Source organism: Aeromicrobium sp. JP4 (assembly GCF_054957925.1).
In genome coordinates this window covers 3,000,457-3,017,945 of the sequence record NZ_CM143290.1, presented here as the reverse complement: position 1 = coordinate 3,017,945, position 17,489 = coordinate 3,000,457, and the positions used below count along the sequence as shown (strand labels likewise).

General features: G+C 71.2%; 17 protein-coding genes. 10 read left to right on the top strand and 7 right to left on the bottom strand.

Annotated features, from left to right (window positions below; translation table 11 throughout):
* The first annotated feature begins 39 nt into the window (after positions 1-39).
* The 5 genes from ACY1JX_RS14835 (at position 40) to ACY1JX_RS14815 (ending at position 4,043) form a co-directional block, all read left to right on the top strand.
* Complete coding sequence (locus ACY1JX_RS14835; protein WP_462564447.1) at positions 40-483, top strand: MarR family winged helix-turn-helix transcriptional regulator; 444 nt, start codon at positions 40-42, stop codon at positions 481-483.
* Positions 480-1,109 (top strand): hypothetical protein, encoded by a 630-nt coding sequence (locus ACY1JX_RS14830; RefSeq protein ID WP_462564446.1) that lies wholly within the window; start codon positions 480-482, stop codon positions 1,107-1,109. Before ACY1JX_RS14835 ends, ACY1JX_RS14830 begins: the two co-directional genes overlap by 4 nt.
* Before the next feature lie 71 nt (positions 1,110-1,180).
* Positions 1,181-2,101, top strand: coding sequence for an ABC transporter ATP-binding protein (locus tag ACY1JX_RS14825; RefSeq protein ID WP_462564445.1), 921 nt, complete (start codon positions 1,181-1,183; stop codon positions 2,099-2,101).
* Positions 2,098-2,946, top strand: a complete 849-nt coding sequence (locus ACY1JX_RS14820; RefSeq protein WP_462564444.1) for an ABC transporter permease — start codon at positions 2,098-2,100, stop codon at positions 2,944-2,946. The genes ACY1JX_RS14825 and ACY1JX_RS14820 overlap by 4 nt, the downstream gene beginning before the upstream one ends.
* A gap of 62 nt (positions 2,947-3,008) precedes the next feature.
* Positions 3,009-4,043: a GNAT family N-acetyltransferase gene (locus ACY1JX_RS14815; protein ID WP_462564443.1), complete on the top strand. Its 1,035-nt coding sequence runs from the start codon at positions 3,009-3,011 to the stop codon at positions 4,041-4,043.
* Here ACY1JX_RS14815 and ACY1JX_RS14810 read toward each other — a convergent pair.
* The 3 genes from ACY1JX_RS14810 to ACY1JX_RS14800 form a co-directional block, all read right to left on the bottom strand.
* Complete coding sequence (locus ACY1JX_RS14810; RefSeq protein ID WP_462564442.1) at positions 4,036-4,302, bottom strand: hypothetical protein; 267 nt, start codon at positions 4,300-4,302, stop codon at positions 4,036-4,038. The two genes, ACY1JX_RS14815 and ACY1JX_RS14810, sit on opposite strands and share 8 nt — an antisense overlap.
* A 156-nt stretch (positions 4,303-4,458) precedes the next feature.
* On the bottom strand, positions 4,459-6,573 hold the full coding sequence (locus ACY1JX_RS14805; protein ID WP_462564441.1) for a thiamine pyrophosphate-dependent enzyme: 2,115 nt from the start codon (positions 6,571-6,573) through the stop codon (positions 4,459-4,461).
* Positions 6,573-7,304 carry an MBL fold metallo-hydrolase gene (locus ACY1JX_RS14800; protein WP_462564440.1) on the bottom strand — a complete coding sequence of 244 codons (732 nt, stop codon included), beginning with the start codon at positions 7,302-7,304 and terminating at the stop codon, positions 6,573-6,575. The genes ACY1JX_RS14805 and ACY1JX_RS14800 overlap by 1 nt, the downstream gene beginning before the upstream one ends.
* Before the next feature lie 126 nt (positions 7,305-7,430).
* Between ACY1JX_RS14800 and ACY1JX_RS14795 the strand changes: the two genes are divergently transcribed.
* The 4 genes from ACY1JX_RS14795 (at position 7,431) to ACY1JX_RS14780 (ending at position 12,834) form a co-directional block, all read left to right on the top strand.
* Positions 7,431-7,877 carry an OsmC family peroxiredoxin gene (locus tag ACY1JX_RS14795; RefSeq protein WP_462564439.1) on the top strand — a complete coding sequence of 149 codons (447 nt, stop codon included), beginning with the start codon at positions 7,431-7,433 and terminating at the stop codon, positions 7,875-7,877.
* A 227-nt stretch (positions 7,878-8,104) separates the two neighbouring features.
* On the top strand, positions 8,105-11,815 hold the full coding sequence (locus ACY1JX_RS14790; RefSeq protein WP_462565893.1) for a multifunctional oxoglutarate decarboxylase/oxoglutarate dehydrogenase thiamine pyrophosphate-binding subunit/dihydrolipoyllysine-residue succinyltransferase subunit: 3,711 nt from the start codon (positions 8,105-8,107) through the stop codon (positions 11,813-11,815).
* Between the two features lie 7 nt (positions 11,816-11,822).
* Positions 11,823-11,999 (top strand): DUF6104 family protein, encoded by a 177-nt coding sequence (locus ACY1JX_RS14785; RefSeq protein ID WP_181756549.1) that lies wholly within the window; start codon positions 11,823-11,825, stop codon positions 11,997-11,999.
* 121 nt (positions 12,000-12,120) lie between these two features.
* Positions 12,121-12,834 carry an AAA family ATPase gene (locus ACY1JX_RS14780; RefSeq protein ID WP_286929169.1) on the top strand — a complete coding sequence of 238 codons (714 nt, stop codon included), beginning with the start codon at positions 12,121-12,123 and terminating at the stop codon, positions 12,832-12,834.
* Positions 12,835-12,858: 24 nt separating this feature from the next.
* Here the strand turns inward: ACY1JX_RS14780 and ACY1JX_RS14775 are convergent, their stop codons facing one another.
* From ACY1JX_RS14775 to ACY1JX_RS14765, 3 genes are all read right to left on the bottom strand, one after another.
* Positions 12,859-13,827 (bottom strand): zinc-binding dehydrogenase, encoded by a 969-nt coding sequence (locus ACY1JX_RS14775; protein WP_286929170.1) that lies wholly within the window; start codon positions 13,825-13,827, stop codon positions 12,859-12,861.
* Positions 13,828-13,910: 83 nt separating this feature from the next.
* Positions 13,911-15,125 (bottom strand): NAD(P)-dependent malic enzyme, encoded by a 1,215-nt coding sequence (locus ACY1JX_RS14770; protein ID WP_276568839.1) that lies wholly within the window; start codon positions 15,123-15,125, stop codon positions 13,911-13,913.
* 116 nt (positions 15,126-15,241) lie between these two features.
* Positions 15,242-15,637 carry a hypothetical protein gene (locus tag ACY1JX_RS14765; protein WP_286929173.1) on the bottom strand — a complete coding sequence of 132 codons (396 nt, stop codon included), beginning with the start codon at positions 15,635-15,637 and terminating at the stop codon, positions 15,242-15,244.
* 178 nt (positions 15,638-15,815) lie between these two features.
* Between ACY1JX_RS14765 and ACY1JX_RS14760 the strand changes: the two genes are divergently transcribed.
* Entirely contained in the window at positions 15,816-16,067 is a 252-nt protein-coding gene (locus ACY1JX_RS14760) for a WhiB family transcriptional regulator (RefSeq protein WP_078700492.1), read from the top strand.
* Positions 16,068-16,073: 6 nt separating this feature from the next.
* Here the strand turns inward: ACY1JX_RS14760 and ACY1JX_RS14755 are convergent, their stop codons facing one another.
* A complete protein-coding gene (locus ACY1JX_RS14755; RefSeq protein ID WP_286929175.1) occupies positions 16,074-17,468 on the bottom strand; it encodes a sensor histidine kinase in 1,395 nt (464 codons plus the stop codon).
* Between the last annotated feature and the right edge of the window lie 21 nt (positions 17,469-17,489).

Sequence of the window (17,489 nt, the reverse complement as noted above, 5' to 3'; positions counted from 1 at the left end):
GATTCGTGAACGTGGTACATGGTGAAGTAGACTCACGATGTGACCCGCGAACCGGCGACCGTGCTCGACAAGCTGCTGCACCTCTCGTCGCTGATGGCGTCCGACCTGAGCCGGTTCGAGCGGGAGTCGGGACTCACCACGGCCCGCACCCACGTGCTCTGGATGCTCGGCCTGTCCGGCCCCAGCACGCAGCAGGCGCTCGCCGCCGCTCTGGAGGTGACGCCGCGGAACGTCACCGGGCTCGTGGACGGCCTGGTCGCCTCGGGACACGTCACCCGCGAGCCGCACCCCACCGACCGCCGCGCCATCCTGGTGACCCCGACCGAGGTCGGCGAACGGACGATCCGCGACCTCCGTGAGAGCCATGCCAATCTCGCGCGGCAGCTCTTCGGCGACGTTCCCGAGCGCAGGCTGGCCGCGTTCGAGTCCACGCTCGACGAGACCATCGCGACCTTCCTGCGACTCATGCAGGAGAGCACGTGACCACCCGGCGGCTGCTCGGCCTGGCGCGGGAGGCGCTGCTGCTGGAGCTCGCCCTCTACCGCTCCCTCGTCCGCTGGATCGCCCGCCGTCCGGACGTGCCGGCCGGTGCGACGCCGATCGGCTACGCGCAGCTCGTCGGCCCGATGCTGTGGCTGTGGATCTTCGGCTCGGCCACCGAGACCGTCGCGGTCGAGCTGGTGCTGCGCCACGTCGACGCCGCGTGGGCCGACGCCATCCGGCTTCCGTTGCTCGTGCTCGGCGTCTGGGGCGTCCTGTGGATGCTCGGGCTGCTGGCGTCCTACCGGGTCCGCCCGCACCTGCTGCACGACGACCGGCTGCGGCTGCGCTGCGGCGCCCGCACCTGGGTCGACGTCCCGCTCTCCGCGGTGGCGAGGTGCCGGCTCGTCGAGCACGAGCTGCCGGGGACGATCCGCTCCGTGCACCACGAGGACGACCTGCTGCTGCTCGGCGTGAGCGGCCGCACCAACCTCGAGCTCGAGCTCACGGGTGTCACCACTTTGCGCTCGTCCAAGGGCGAGCTCGTCGCGGACCGGGTGGGGCTCTGGGTCGACGCACCGCGTGACGTCGCACGCGAGATCGCACCGCTGATCTCCGCTCGTCCGTAAGCGGTGGGTCCTTGTTGCGGGCGCGGCGGCGGTACTAGGTTCGGACGAACCTCCCCGTCGAGAGCGAGCCCGTGGATCCAGACCCGTCGCAGCAGCCCGCGGTCGTCACCGCGTCCGGACTCCGCATGTCCTACGGACCTCGGGAGGTCCTCAAGGGCCTGGACTTCGAGGTGCGCCGCGGCGAGGTGGTGGCCCTGCTCGGCCCCAACGGCGCCGGGAAGACCACCACCATCGAGATCCTCGAGGGGTTCCGCAAGCCGTCCGACGGCGCGGTGCGCGTCCTCGGCGAGTCGCCGCTCACGGCCGACGAGGCGTGGCGCTCGCGAGTCGGGGTGGTGCTGCAGTCGTGGCGCGACCACGGTCGCTGGCAGGTGCGCGAGCTGCTCGAGCAGTTCGGCTCGTACTACGCGCCGTACGCCACGCCCGACCACGCGCGCCCCTACGCCACCGACGAGCTGCTGGACCGGGTCGGCCTGACGGCCCAGGCCGGCGCGAAGGTCAAGTCGCTCTCGGGCGGCCAGCGGCGCCGGCTGGACGTCGCGATCGGCATCGTCGGCCGGCCGGAGATGCTGTTCCTCGACGAGCCGACGGTCGGCTTCGACCCCGTGGCCCGCCGGGACTTCCACGCCCTCGTGCGCCGGCTCAGCGACCTGGAGGACACCACCATCCTGCTGACGACGCACGACCTGAACGAGGCGGAGAAGCTCGCCGACCGGATCCTGATCCTGAACCACGGACGCATCGTGGCCGACGGCAGCGCGGCCTCCCTCGCCGAGCAGATCTCGGGCACCACCGAGGTGCGGTGGACCCATCACGGCGAGGCCCACGTGCACACCACCGCCGACGGCACCGACTTCGTGCGCGACCTCCTCGCGCGTCACCCCGACGGGATCGCCGACCTCGAGGTCCGCCGGTCGACCCTCGAGGACACCTACCTGGCGATGGTGGCCCGGCACGAGCACTCCGACGAGCCACGAGAGGTGGTCACATGACCGCCGTCGACGTCGCCGTCCGCTCCGGGATGCGGCGAGGCTGGATCGAGTTCCGCAACAGCCTCCGCGCACCCGAGGACCTCATGTACTACGTGCTCCTCAACGGGATCCTCGCGGTCGTGCTGTACCTCAACCGCGACAACATGATCGAGGACGCCGACATCAGCGTGGCCCACTTCATCGTGCCCAACGCGCTGGCGATGATGGTGGTCTTCGGCGCGGCCTACGGGCTGGCCACGGTGGTCGTGACCGAGCGCGAGGACGGCACCCTGCTGCGCGCGAAGAGCGTCCCTCGAGGCATGCGCGGCTATGTCGTGGGCCAGTCCGCGCGGGTGACCTACGAGACGATCTTCGGCTCCGCGATCATCCTCGCGGCCGCCACGGCTCTCGTGGACGGCCTCTGGCACCGCGGCGTGCCGGGATTCGTCGGCGTCGTCGCGCTGATCGTGTTGGGCCTGCTGGCCTGCGCGCCGATCGGCTTCGTGCTGGGCTCGATCTTCAAGAACCCCCGATCGGTGGGCGGCTGGGGCATGGTCGTCATCGGCGCCCTCGTCTACGCCTCGGGGATCTTCAGCACGGGCGGGCTGCCGCGCTGGGTGGAGGTCGTCGGGCAGCTCTTCCCGCTGCACTGGCTCGCGGCCGGGATGCGCGCGGCGCTGCTCCCCGACTGGGCCGCCACCCTCGAACCCGGCGGGGAATGGCGGATCTGGCAGGCGGTCGCGGTGCTGACGGTGTGGGCCGTGATCGGGATGGTCCTGGCTCCGCGACTGCTGCAGCGCATGGCCCGCCGGGAGTCCGGATCGGCCGTTGCGGCGCGGCGCGACAAGGCCCTCACACGGGTCTGAGCTCGGGGCGGCGCGTCGGGGCGGAGGCGACGCCTCGCGGCGTTTCCACCACAATGGTCCCGATGCCCGACACCACGAGCGCGACCCACCAGGACCTTCCCAACCTCCCGGAGCCGTGGCGCGCACGGGTTCCCGGCTACGCCGACATCGACGCCCTGGTCGCCCTGCGACGGCTCGACGAGCTGCAGGGGACGGGCGAGGCCCACGTCGATCCGGCCGGGATCGAGTCCGAGGTGGCGGGGCAGGCGAGCTGGACCCGCCGGCAGCTCGTCGCGGTGGGCGACGACGACGTGCCGCGCGCCTGGATCACGGTGCACGACCGGGCCGCCGGGCGAGCGCTGATCTGGGGCTACTTCGACCGCGACGTGGAGCAGATCGACGCGATCGCGGAGGCGTTCTACGCCTGGGCCGAGGATGCCGCCGTCGCGATGGCCCGCTTCCGCGGCGTCACCGCCACCCGGCTCGACGAGAGTCCCTTCGCCGGTGACGCGCGCCAGGCCGGCTGGCTGAGGCAGGCGGGCTACGCCAAGCGCCGAACGTGGCTGCACATGGAGCGCCCCGTCACGGCGGACGAGGCGTCGCTCGAGCCCCGCGCCGGCGTCACCGTCCGGCCGGTCGAGCGGCACGAGAACGGGATGCCCGTCGCCGCGGACCTGCAGGTCGTGCACCAGATGCTCGAGACCTCGTTCCAGGACCACTTCAACTCCTACCGCGAGAGCTTCTCGGAGTTCGTCCAGCGGCTGCGGGAGGATCCCGGCCACAGCTGGGACCACTGGTGGCTCGCGTACGTCGACACCGACGGTGGGCATCACGTGCCGGCGGGCACCGTGGTGTGCTCGTCGAGCGCGGCCCCCGAGGGCGGCACCCCGGGCACCTACGTGGAGTACATCGGCGTGAACCGGGCCGCACGCGGCCGGGGCGTCGCCAAGTCGTTGCTGGCCACGGTGATCGCCGACGCCGCCCGGAGCGGTCGCGACCGCGTGTCCCTCGAGGTCGATGCCGACTCCCCCACCAAGGCCGACGAGCTGTACCGCTCGCTGGGCTGGGAGACCGACTACGTCACCGAGTCCTGGTTCAAGGACCTCGACCTCAGCTGACGGACCCGCCCGGACTCGTCCGCTCCAGCAGCCACGTCGTCGTCCCGGGCGCCATCCCCCGCGACTTCGGGGTGCGGTCGACCGGCGTCACGATGAGTGCCTCGTCGCCGGGCAGCGACCACTTCAGCGCGTGGTAGACCACCGAGAGCGTCTCGGCGCTCTCGATCAGCAGCAGGCCCGGCGCGATCGGACGCGCCTCCTGCCACGGGCCGTCGAGATCGTCCGGCTCCGCCTCGGTCCACGCCAGGTACACGGTCACGCGCCCATCCTGCACGCGGCCCCGAGGACCCGCTCGCCGACACCGCCCGGAGTCGCCAGTGGCGCAAACCGGGGTCACGAGTGGCGCAGAAGTGCCCGCCACTCGCCGAGTGGCGGGCGAAACTGCGCCACTCGCGGATCCGGCGGCGGGCTCAGCTCAGGCGAGCAGGGCGAGCGCCGCGCGCACGATCTCGTCCTCGCCGAGGAGCACCTGGTCGGAGGCCGGGCCCAGCGGGATGAAGCTGTCGGCGCTGGAGACGCGCGCGATGCGGCCCGGGTGGCGTCCGGCGACGAGGGCGCTGATGACGCCCTCCCCCACGCCGCCGGAGCGACGGGTCTCGTCGACCACGAGCACCGCGCCGAAGTCGCGGCACGCGTCGACGATCCGCTCCTCCGGCAACGGCACCAGCCAGCGCAGGTCGACGACGGTCGCCTCGATGCCCTGGGCCCGCAGGACCTCCGCCGCCCGCAGGCTCATGAACGTGCCGTTGCCGAACGTGACCAGCACGACGTCGCGGCCGGCGCCGTGCACGCCGAGCTCCCCCGGGGCGATGACCGCACCGTCCGAGGCGGCCGCGGTCCACAGGCCGTCGCCCTCCTCGTGCAGGTCCCGGGAGTGGTAGCGCGCGATCGGCTCGAGGTACACGCACACCTGTCCCTGCCGGGCGAGCTCGTGGCAGGCCCGCAGCAGCCCCGGAGCGTCGGCGGGATGGCTCGGGACCGCCAGCACCAGTCCGGGGATGTCACGCAGCACGGCCACCGAGTTGTCGTTGTGGAAGTGGCCGCCGAAGCCTCGCTGGTAGGCCAGTCCGGCGACGCGGACCACCATGCCGTTGCGGTACTGGCCGGCGGAGAAGAAGGCGAGCGAGGCGGCCTCGCCGCGCAGCTGGTCCTCCGCGTTGTGCAGGTACGCCAGGTACTGGATCTCGGGGATCGGCACGAACCCGGCCAGCGCCGTGCCCAGGGCCGTGCCGAGGATCGTCTGCTCGTCCAGCAGCGTGTCGAAGACGCGCTGACCGCCGAAGCGCTTGCGCAGGCCGCGGGTCACGCCGTAGACGCCGCCCTTGACCGCCACATCCTCACCGAAGACCAGGGTCTCGCCGTGCTCCTCCAGCAGCTCGGCGAGGGTGGCGTTGATCGCCTGCGCCAAGGTGCGCCGCGGACCGTCGGCCGGCTCCCCCGCCACCGAGGCGACGGACGGCAGCGCGAGCGGCGCCGTGACCGCCGCACGCGAGTCCAGGCGCGCCTCGCCGATGATCGCCTCGGCCCCCTCCATGACGGTCCGGCGCATCTCCTCGTAGGCGTCGAGTGCCTCGGCCCCGGTCATCGCGCCGGCGTCGACGAGCGCCCGGGCGGTCGCGACGAGCGGGTCGTGGACGTGGTCGGCCTCGATCCGGCGCCGTGTGCGGTAGGCGATCTCGGTGTCGGAGCCGGCGTGACCGAGGAACCGGACGGTGCTCAGGTGCAGCACTCCGGGCCGACGGCTGGAGCGCACCTCGTCGAGCGCGTCCCGCGTCTGCGCCAGCAGGCCGACCGGGTCGTCCCCGTCCGCGGTCCGGTAGCCGATCCCGGGGAGCCGCTCCAGCATCGCGCCCGGCCACCCCACGGGCGAGGCGGTGCTGATCCCGATCCGGTTGTCCTCGCACACGAACAGCACGGGGCACTCCAGCCCCCGGTGCGTGAGGTAGGCCGCGGCGTTGAGCGCACCGACGGCGGTCGAGTGGTTGACCGAGGCGTCGCCGAAGCTGCACAGCACGACGGCGTCCTCGGGCCACGCGGTGTGGCGGCCCAGCCTCCGGGCGAAGCCGAGCCCCAGCCCCAGCCCGACGGCGCGCGGCAGGTGCGAGCTGATGGTGGAGGTCTGCGGGATGATGCTGAGCGCCGGATGGCCGAACACCTTGTGCCGCCCGCCCGACATCGGGTCGCTGCGGGCGCTGGTGAGGCTCTGCAGGATCGCCCGCACTCCGTCGTCGCGTCCGGCCTTGGCCGACCGCGCCGCGTACAGCCCGCCCGAGCGGTAGTGCAGCAGCGCCGGGTCGGTGACCTCCGACAGCAGGCCGAGGGCGGCGTTGCTCTCGTGCCCGGCCGAGCCGATCGTGTAGTGCCCCTGGCCCTGCGCCTGCAGCCAGCGCGCCGCGAAGTCGAGGTGCCGGCTCTGGACCTGGGCGGCGAACAGCCGACGCAGGGCGTCCACGTCCACGTCCCGCTCCGCGCCGGGATCCGCACGCAGCTCCGGCAGCACGCGGACGACGTACTCGTCGATCGTCTCCATCAGTGACTCAGCGCCTCACCGACGGCCCGGGCGATCGGCACGTGGGCGACGGGCCCATGACCCGGCAGCACCAGGTCGGCGTCGAGCAGGGCCAGGTCCGGCAGCGTCGCGCGCAGCCGGGCCGTGTCGTGGTGGAAGAACGCGTCGATCGCCTGCGGGCCCTCGACCGGGCTGAGCGAGTGCCCGGTCACGAGCGCGTCCCCCGTGGCCACGGCACCCTGCTCGGGGAAGTACAGCGCCAGGTGCCCCGAGGTGTGGCCCGGCAGGTGCAGCGGAACGGGCGAGCGGGCGATGTCGAGCGGCGTGCCGGGCGTCACCGCCTCGGCGTGGTCGACCCGCGGGTGCCCCGACGCACCGAGCCGGGCGATGCCTAGGGCCCAGCGCAGCACCCGGGGACGCCAGGCGCGCACGAGGACGTCGGCCGTGGTGGCGCTCTCGACGCGCTCGCCCCGGAGCATTGGCAGCTCCTCGGCCCCGGCGAGCACCCGCACGCCGCGGGCGGCCAGCGCCGGCATCGACCCGGTGTGGTCGACGTGGTTGTGCGTCACGACGAGGGCCTCGACCTGCTCCATCGTGACGCCGGCACGGCGTACGGACTCCTCCACCAGCGCGGCCTGTCCGGGGTAGCCGCAGTCCACGAGCGCCGCGCGCCCGTCCTCGACCAGCACGATCCAGTTGACGAACTCGGTGTGTGCGAACCAGATGCCGTCCGCGACCTCGGTGACCTCCACGGCTCGAACCTAGGAGCCCGTCCGGGCGCTGTCCACGGACGCGCCGTGCAGACCTGTCCAAACGTGGTTAGCGTCGAGAAGGAACACCCACCTGAGCACCATCACCCCAGCCACAGGAGGCCCCTCATGCCCACTCGTACTGCACGCACCGCCTGGGACGGCGGCTTCGAGGACGGATCCGGCCAGGTCGAGCTCACGTCCTCGGGCCTCGGCACGTTCGAGATGTCCTTCCCGAAGCGCTCGTCCGACGACGGCGGCGGCGCCACCAACCCCGAGGAGCTCATCGCCGCGGCGCACAGCGCCTGCTTCACGATGCAGCTGACGGCGCTGCTCGGACGCGCCGGCGCCACCGTGAACGCGGTGGAGACCTCGGCCGACGTGACGCTCGGCCCCGACCCCGACGGCGGCTTCCGGATCACCCAGATCACCCTGACCGTCAGGGCCGAGGCCGAGGGGATCGACGCCACCGAGTTCCAGCAGGTGGCCGACGAGGCCAAGGAGACGTGCCCCGTCAGCAAGGCGCTCGACGGCGTCGACGACATCAGTCTCGACGCCACCCTCGAGACCGTCTGAGTCCGCCGGACGTCGAATGACGTCCGTTCATCGACGGGTTGCGTGACCTGCCTGCGTCGCCGTAGGCCCGCGCGTTACCCTGTGATGAGTCCACCATCCGTGCGCGATCACGCGAGCGATTTTCCCCGGAAGAGGCGATTCAGGCCGTGGCCGAGTCCTCCCCCACCGCGTCGGCGACCGACGCTCCCCATCCCGACTTCGGCAGCAACGAGTGGCTGGTCGAAGAGATGTACGACCAGTTCACCGCCGATCCGTCCTCGGTCGGCGATGAATGGGCCGACTTCTTCCGCAAGGGAGGGTACGGCTCCAACGGCGCGTCCAACGGCGTGACCGAGAGCAAGCCCTCCCCGCCGAAGTCCGAGTCGTCCGAGACCCGGACCGACGAGCCGGCGCTCGAGCCCTCCAAGCAGCAGGCCGAGAAGCCGGCGACGCCCGAGAAGGCACCGTCCGCGCGCGCGGCCGAGGAGAAGAACCCCCCGGCTCCCGCCCAGGCCCCGGCCACCCCGAAGCCGGCCGCAAAGACGCAGCCCGCCGCGGCCAAGGCGCCCACCAAGGACAAGCCGGCCGAGCAGCCCGCCGGACCCGGCGAGGTCGAGAAGGTCGTCCTGCGTGGCGCCGCCGCGCGCACCGCCACGAACATGGACGCCAGCCTCGCGGTCCCCACCGCCACGAGCGTGCGCTCCGTGCCGGTGAAGCTGCTGTTCGACCAGCGCGTCGTCATCAACAACCACCTCGCCCGCGCTCGCGGCGGCAAGGTCTCGTTCACGCACCTCATCGGCTACGCCGTCGTCCAGGCCGTGAAGTCGATGCCCGAGATGAACACCGGCTTCGAGTACAACGAGAAGGGCAAGCCGGTCCAGCTCAACCCCGAGCACATCAACTTCGGGCTCGCGGTCGACGTCCAGAAGTCCGACGGCTCGCGCCAGCTGATGGTGCCGAACATCAAGGCCGCCGAGACGATGGACTTCGCGCAGTTCTGGCGCGGCTACGAGACCATCGTGCGCAAGGCCCGCGACAACAAGCTTGAGGTCAGCGACTTCCAGGGCACGACCCTGAGCCTGACGAACCCCGGTGGCATCGGCACGAACCACTCCGTGCCGCGCCTCATGGCCGGACAGGGCCTCATCGTGGGCGTCGGCTCGATGGACTACCCGCCGGAGTTCCAGGGCGCCTCGGCCGACACGCTGTCGCAGATGGCCGTGTCGAAGATGATGACCCTCACGTCGACCTACGACCACCGCGTCATCCAGGGCGCGCAGTCGGGCGAGTTCCTGCGTCGCGTGCACCAGCTGCTGCTGGGCGCCGAGGGCTTCTACGACGACATCTTCACGTCGCTGCGGATCCCCTACGAGCCCATCCGCTGGGCCCAGGACATCTCGGTCAACCACGACGACGACGTCGACCGCCAGGCTCGCGTGCTGGAGCTCATCCACTCCTTCCGCGTTCGCGGCCACCTGATGGCCGACACGAATCCGCTGGAGTACCGCCAGCGCACCCACCCCGACCTCGACATCGCGTCGCACGGCCTCACCCTGTGGGACCTCGACCGCGAGTTCCCCGTCGGCTCGTTCGGCAAGGCCTCGGGCAAGCGCTTCATGAAGCTGCGCGAGATCCTGGGCATCCTGCGCGACTCCTACGTGCGCACGATGGCCGTCGAGTACATGCACATTCAGGGCCCCGAGGAGCGCGCCTGGTTCCAGGAGCGCCTGGAGCGCCCGCACGTCAAGGAGCCCCGCGAGGAGCAGCTGCGGATCCTGCAGAAGCTCAACCAGGCCGAGGCCTTCGAGACCTTCCTGCAGACGAAGTTCGTCGGCCAGAAGCGCTTCAGCCTCGAGGGCGGCGAGACGATGGTCCCGCTGCTCGACGAGATCTGTGAGGGCGCTGCTGCCGACGGCCTCGAGGAGGTCTGCATCGGCATGGCGCACCGTGGTCGCCTCAACGTGCTCGTGAACATCGCCGGCAAGGACCCGGCCAACGTGTTCCGCGAGTTCGAGGGCAACATCGACCCGCGCACCGTCCAGGGCTCGGGCGACGTCAAGTACCACCTGGGCGTCGACGGCGAGTTCACCTCGGTCCGTGGCGACACGATCAAGGTCTCGGTCGCGGCGAACCCGTCGCACCTGGAGGTCGTCGACCCGGTCCTGGAGGGCATCGCCCGCGCCAAGCAGGACGTGCTGAACCGCGGCGAGGAGTTCCCGGTCCTGCCGGTCCTCGTCCACGGTGACGCAGCGTTCGCGGGCCAGGGCGTCGTCGCCGAGACGCTGAACCTGTCGCAGCTGCGGGGCTACCGCACCGGCGGCACGGTCCACGTGATCGTGAACAACCAGGTCGGCTTCACCACGAGCCCCTCGGCGTCGCGGTCCTCGACCTACTGCACCGACGTGGCCCGGATGGTCCAGGCGCCGATCTTCCACGTGAACGGCGACGACCCGGAGGCCTGCATCCGCGCCGCGCAGCTGGCCTACGAGTACCGCCGCACGTTCCACAAGGACGTCGTCATCGACCTCGTCTGCTACCGCCGTCGCGGCCACAACGAGGGCGACGACCCCAGCTTCACGCAGCCGCTGATGTACGACACGATCGAGAAGAAGAAGTCGGTGCGGAAGCTGTACACCGAGGCTCTCGTCGGTCGTGGCGACATCACGCTCGAGGAGGCCGAGGAGGCGCTGAAGGGCTACCAGAAGCTGCTCGAGCAGAACCTGGCGAAGGTCAAGCAGGCCCAGCACGACTCCGGCTACTCGCGCACGCCCGACTACCCCGAGAAGCCGTACGACGAGGAGCTCGTCACCGCGATCACCCCCGACACGCTCAAGGCCGTCTCCGACGCCTACACGAACGTGCCCGAGGGCTTCACGGTGCACCCGAAGGTGCTGCCGCAGCTGCAGCGCCGCGCGGCCTCGATCACGGCCGGCCCGATCGACTGGGGCACCGGCGAGATCATCGCGATGGGCTCGCTGCTGCTCGACGGGCGTCCCGTGCGCCTCGTCGGCCAGGACTCGCGCCGCGGCACGTTCACGACGCGCTTCGCCACGATCATCGACCGCAAGGACGGTGCCGAGTGGACCCCGCTGCAGCACGTGGGCGAGGACCAGGCGTCGTTCTACATCTACGACTCGCTGCTGAGCGAGTACGCCGCGCTCGGCTTCGAGTACGGCTACTCGGTCGCGCGTCCCGAGGCGCTGACGATGTGGGAGGCCCAGTTCGGCGACTTCGTCAACGGCGCCCAGTCGGTCATCGACGAGTACATCAGCTCGGGCGAGACCAAGTGGGGCCAGAAGTCCGGTGTCGTGCTGCTGCTGCCGCACGGCTACGAGGGCCAGGGCCCCGACCACTCCTCAGGACGCATCGAGCGCTTCCTGACGCTCGCCGCCAACGACGAGATGACGATCGCCCAGCCGTCGACGCCCGCGTCGTACTTCCACCTCCTGCGCCGGCAGAACCTGCAGTCGCAGCACCGTCCGCTCATCGTCTTCACGCCGAAGTCGATGCTGCGCAACAAGCTGGCCGCGAGCCAGCCGGAGGACTTCACCTCCGGCACGTTCCGTCCGGTCATCGGTGACGACACGGTGGATCCGAGCCGCGTGGAGCGGGTCATCCTGTGCTCGGGCAAGGTCACGTGGGACCTGATGACCGACCGCAAGAGCCGCGAGGGCGACAACCCCCGCACCGCGATCGTGCGTCTCGAGCAGCTCTACCCGCGTCCGCTGGCCGAGCTCAAGGAGGAGATCGCGAAGTACCCGAACGCCCGCGAGATCCGCTGGGTCCAGGACGAGCCCGAGAACCAGGGTCCGTGGCCGCACGTCGCGCTGTACCTGCGCGACGCGCTCGGCCTGCCGATGAACCCGGTCACCCGTCCGGAGTCCTCGGCTCCGTCCGTGGGCTCGCACTCGGTGCACGTCACCGAGTTCAAGGACCTGATGAACCGGGCCTTCGCCTGATCCGACGATGTACTTCACCGATCGAGGCATCGAGGAGCTGACGGCCCGCCGCGGGGAGGAGCAGGTCTCCTTCGCGTGGCTGGCCGAGCAGTTCTCGATCTTCGTCGACCTCAACCCCGAGTTCGAGGTGCCCGTCGAGCGGCTCGCCACCTGGCTGGCCCGCCTCGACGACGACGAGGACTGACACCGAGCACGCCGTCCGGCCCTGAAGTGCCCGCCACTCACCGAGTGGCGGGCACTTCTGCGCTCACCCCGCGGACCGTCCTGCCGCACCCGGCGTCGGTGGCGGCCACTACGGTGCTGGCGTGGACTTCGATCAGCCGCCCGTCGTTCGCGTCACGGGCGTGGAGCCGGACGACTGGTCCGCCTCGATCCCCGCGGTGCGCCAGCTGGCTCGTGACGGCCTCGACCTGGGGCCGGGCGTCACTTTCCTGGTCGGGGAGAACGGCTCCGGCAAGTCCACGCTCGTCGAGGCGATCGCCGTCGCCTACGGACTGTCACCCGAGGGCGGCTCGGCCTTCGGCCACCACCAGACCCGCGAGACCGAGTCGTCGCTGTGGAGGAGCCTCACGATCCAACGCGGGGTGGGCAGCGGCAGATGGGGGTTCTTCCTGCGCGCCGAGACGATGCACGGCTGGTACTCCTACCTCGCGGACCATCCGGGCGGCAATCCTCACGAGCCCGACTTCCACGCGATGAGCCACGGCGAGTCCTTCGTGGCGTTGCTCGAGCACCGCTTCGACGGGACCGGCTTCTACTGCCTCGACGAGCCGGAGGCCGCCCTCTCGTTCTCCAACACGCTCGCCCTCATGGCGACGCTCGACCGGATCACCCGCGACCGGGGCCAGGTCCTGTGCGCGACCCACTCCCCCGTCCTGGCGTCGCTGCCGGGGGCGCGCATCCTCGAGGTCGGCGCGTGGGGCTGGCGCGAGACCGCCTGGGAGGATCTCGAGGTCGTGCACCACTGGCGCGCGTTCCTCGACCGGCCCGACCGGTACCTGCGGCACCTGCTCGACTGACGTCCCCGGAGCAGCGGCCCCGGCTCAGCGGGTGAGGACGATCTTGCCGAACACGTCGCCGTCGATGACGCGCTGGAGGCCCTGCGCGGCGTCCTCCATGGGGATCTCGGCGTCGATCAGGGGCTTCGTGCCCGTGACGGCCATGAACTCGGCCAGCCGGCGCAGCTCCTCGCGCGTGCCCATCGTGGAGCCGTGGACGCGCATCTGCTGGAAGAAGATCCGGGTGAGCTCGGCGTGGGACGGGGCGTCGCCCGAGGTGGCGCCGGAGATCACGAGCGTGCCGCCGGGGCGCATCGAGCGGACCGAGTGCGACCACGTGGCTGCTCCCACGGTCTCCATGACGGCGTCCATCTTGACCGGCAGACGGGCACCGGACTCGAACACCTCGTGCGCGCCGATCTCGAGCGCGCGCCGGCGCTTGTCCTCGTCGCGGCTGGTGGCGTAGACGCGGAAGCCGGCCGCGCGCGCCAGCGTGATCGCGGCGGTGGCGACGCCTCCCCCGGCCCCCTGCACCAGCACGGCGTCGCCGGGGACGAGGTCGGCCTGGGTGAACAGCATCCGGTAGGCGGTCAGCCACGCCGTGGGCAGGCACGCGGCCTCGGCCATGGACAGCCCGGCGGGCTTGGGCACCACGTTGCGGCGCGGCACGGCGACCTTCTCGGCGAACGTGCCCTGGTGGCGCTCCGAGAGCAGCGAGCGCCGCGGGTCGAGCGTCTCGTCGCCCACCCAGTCGGGATCACTGATCACCGCGTGCACGATGACCTCGTTGCCGTCCTCGTCGTAGCCGGCGGCGTCGCATCCCAAGATCATCGGCAGCGCCTCCTCACGCAGGCCAACGCCGCGCAGGCTCCACACGTCGTGGTGGTTGATCGAGGCGGCCTTGACGGTCACGGTGGTCCAGCCGTCCGGCACCTCGGGATCGGGCCGCTCACCCACCACCAGGCCGTCCAGCGGGTTCTTCTTGTCCATCGAGGCGGCGTAGACGGCGAACACGAGCGATCTCCTGGGGTCGGGGCGACAACTACGGGAGCGACCCTAACCGGATCGCACTCCGCCCGTCGGCGAGGGTGGGCCGATCAGTAGGGGCGACGCGCCAGGCCGTCACGCCGGGCCGTGTCGGTGACCGCGCGGGCGACCGCCTGCGACACCCGGGGGTCGAACGGCGACGGGATGATGTGGGTCTCGGACAGCTCGTCGTCGTCCACGAGGTCGGCGATGGCGCGGGCCGCGGCCAGCTTCATCGACTCGGAGATCGTCGTGGCGCGCACGTCGAGCGCGCCACGGAAGATGCCCGGGAACACCAGCACGTTGTTGAGCTGGTTCGGGAAGTCGGAGCGTCCGGTGGCCACGATCCGCGCATGGCGGTTCGCGACGTCGGGGTGGACCTCGGGGTTCGGGTTGGCCAGCGCGAAGATGATCGCGTCGGGGGCCATCTTCGCGACGGCCTCCTCGGGCACGGTGCCGCCCGAGACGCCGACGAAGACGTCGGCCCCGTCGAGTGCGTCCGCGACCGATCCGGGACGCGCCCAGTCGGCGGTCTCCTCGGCCAGGAACCGCTTGACCTCGTTGAGGTCGTCGCGCGCGGGCGTGATCACGCCAGTGCGGTCGACGACGCTGATCTTGCGGACCCCCGCCGAGCGGAGGATCTTCGTGATGGCCACGCCCGCGGCGCCGGCGCCGGAGATGACCACCTTGATCTCGTCGGGCTCGCGGTCGGTCAGGCGCAGCGCGTTGTAGAGGCCGGCGAGCACCACCACGGCGGTGCCGTGCTGGTCGTCGTGGAAGACCGGGATGTCGAGGCGCTCGATGAGGCGGCGCTCGATCTCGAAGCAACGAGGGCTGGAGATGTCCTCCAGGTTGATGCCGCCGAACGTGGGCGCGAGCCGCACGATCGTCTCGACGATCTCGTCGGTGTCGGTGGTGTCGAGCGCGATCGGGATGGCGTCGACGCCACCGAACTGCTTGAACAGGATCGCCTTGCCCTCCATCACCGGCATCGCGGCGGCGGGGCCGATGTCGCCCAGGCCCAGGACGGCGGTGCCGTCGGTGACGACGGCCACGGTGTTGCCCACCCACGTGTACTCGTGCGCGACCTCGGGGTCGGCGGCGATGGCCTCGCACACCTTCGCGACGCCCGGCGTGTACGCCAGCGACAGGTCGTCGGCGTCGGCCACGGGTACCGTCGAGGCGACCTCCATCTTTCCGCCGCGGTGCAGCGAGAAGACAGGATCATCGTGTTCGGTGAGCGTCATGAGCAGGTCGGCATCGATCGGGTCGAGTTGGGTGGACATGGTTCCTCGCGCAACGTGGGACTACAGGTGCGGGCGGCGCCGATCCGGCTGCCGGTTGCGGTGTCGTTCCGCGGGTGAGGACGGGGTGTGCCCCAGCGTCAAGTCTCGCACACGGGTCACGCCTCGTAGTCGTCGGCCAGCGCCCGGCGGGCCGGCCCCGTGGCCAGGCATCCGAGCACGACCAGGGCCGATACGGCGATCGCCAGCGCGACCGCACGGTTGTCGCCCGTGTTGGGATCGGGATGGCGCAGCGACCAGGCCAGTCCGAGACCGATGAGCTGGGCGACCACGGCCGGGCCCCGGGCGACGTGGGCACCGCGGGCGAGACCCACCGCTGCCGCCACGAGGCCGGCGCCGACCAGCAGCAGCAGGATCCCGATCCCGACCCCGACGGCGATGCGCCCGGGAACGAGTCCGCTGAGGTCGAGCACAGCCAGGACGAGGAAGACCAGGCCTTGGAGACCCACCACGACGGCGGCGATCAGGAGCGGGACGCGGGAGGAGACAGACACGGTCTCAGGCTAACGCTGCGTGAACGCAAGCATTTTCAATGTTACGAGTATGTGACGTTTCCCTCAGAATCGGTCGGTCCACATCTGTTGTGGAGTGTGCAGAACCTTGCGAAACTGGACGAGCGTGCGCCCCGGTGCGCGGTTTCCCCCACTGCAAGCAGCCAAAGGAGTCATCCGTATGGATTGGCGACATCGTTCGGCCTGTCTGGACGAAGATCCGGAACTGTTCTTCCCGATCGGCAACACCGGCCCGGCGATCCTCCAGGTCGAAGAGGCCAAGTTGGTGTGCCGTCGTTGCGACGTTCGCGAGCAGTGCCTGCAGTGGGCCCTCGAGTCCGGCCAGGATCACGGCGTGTGGGGCGGCCTCAGCGAGGACGAGCGCCGCGCGCTCAAGCGGCGCAACGCCCGCGCCCGCATTCGCACCGCCTGATCGGGCTCACAGCCCGAACGCGATCGTCACGGTCGTGCCGCCCGACGGCATCGACTCGTAGTCCAGATCGCCCTTCAGCTCCCCCCGCACCAGTGTCGACACGATCGACAGGCCCAGGCTGAGCGTCGGATCGAAGTCGTCCGGCAGCCCTCGGCCGTCGTCACTCACGCGCAGCCGGATCCGTCCACGGATCCGGTTCACCGCGAGCATGACCCGACCGCCCTCCGGCCCGAACGCGTGCTCCGCCGCGTTCTGCACGAGCTCGGTGAGCGTCATCGCCAGCGGCGTCGCGATCTCGGCAGGCACGAGCCCGAACGAGCCCACCCGCTCGGCCTTCACCACGCCGCCGCCCACGTCCAGCACGGTGCGCAGTAGCGTGTCCGCGATCGCGTCGAACTCGACCGACTCGTCGAACGACTGGCTCAGGGTCTCGTGGACCAGCGCGATCGATCCCACCCGCCGCTCGGCCTCCTGCAGGGCCTCACGCGCGGCGGGGATCTCCATCCGGCGGCTCTGCAGCCGCAGCAGCGCCGCCACGGTCTGCAGGTTGTTCTTCACCCGGTGGTGGATCTCGCGGATCGTGGCGTCCTTCGAGACCAGCTCGCGCTCGCGCAGCCGCAGCTCGGTGACGTCGCGCAGCAGGATGAGCGAGCCCGTCGCCGCTCCCCCGCTGCGCAGCGGCATGATCCGCAGCAGCATCGACGCGCCGCCGCTCTCGATCTCGGCCTCCGCCTCGCCGGCCCCGAACAGCGCGCTGAAGGGCCGGTCGGCATCGGCGCCGATGAGGCGGGTCGTCAGGTCGATGAGGTCGGCGCCGCGCAGGTCGCCGGCATAGCCCAGCCGGCGGTAGGCCGAGAGGGCGTTCGGACTCGCGTAGGAGACCAGTCCGTCGGCGTCGGTACGCACGAAGCCGTCGCCCACGCGCAGGGAGTCGGCCAGCTCGGACGGGACGCCCGGCAGCGGGAACTCGCCCCGCTGGATCATCTCGAACAGCTCCTCGCTCGTGCGCTGGTACGCCGACTCGAGGGCACCCGCGGCGCGGCGGTCGGTGGCGGGCCGGCGCGTGACGATGAGCGCGATCCTGCGCCCGGCCCACATGACCGGCACAGGCGCCTGGACCACCACCGCACCGTCGGCCAGGACCTCGTCGTCGATGTCGGACAGGTCGCGCGGGACGAACGTGCCCACGACGTCCTCGAGCAGCGTGGTGGGGCCGGTGGTCGGGCGGATCTGCGCGGCCGCCCACATCCCCTTCTCCTCGGCGTCCTCCACCCACAGCACCAGGTCGCTGAAGGACAGGTCGGCGACGATCTGCCAGTCGGTCACCAGCAGCTGCAGACGGTCGATCTGCGCGGTGGTCAGCGCCGTCTGAGCGTCGGCGATGTCTTCGAAGGAGGGCACGTTCCGAGCCTAGGGCTCCGT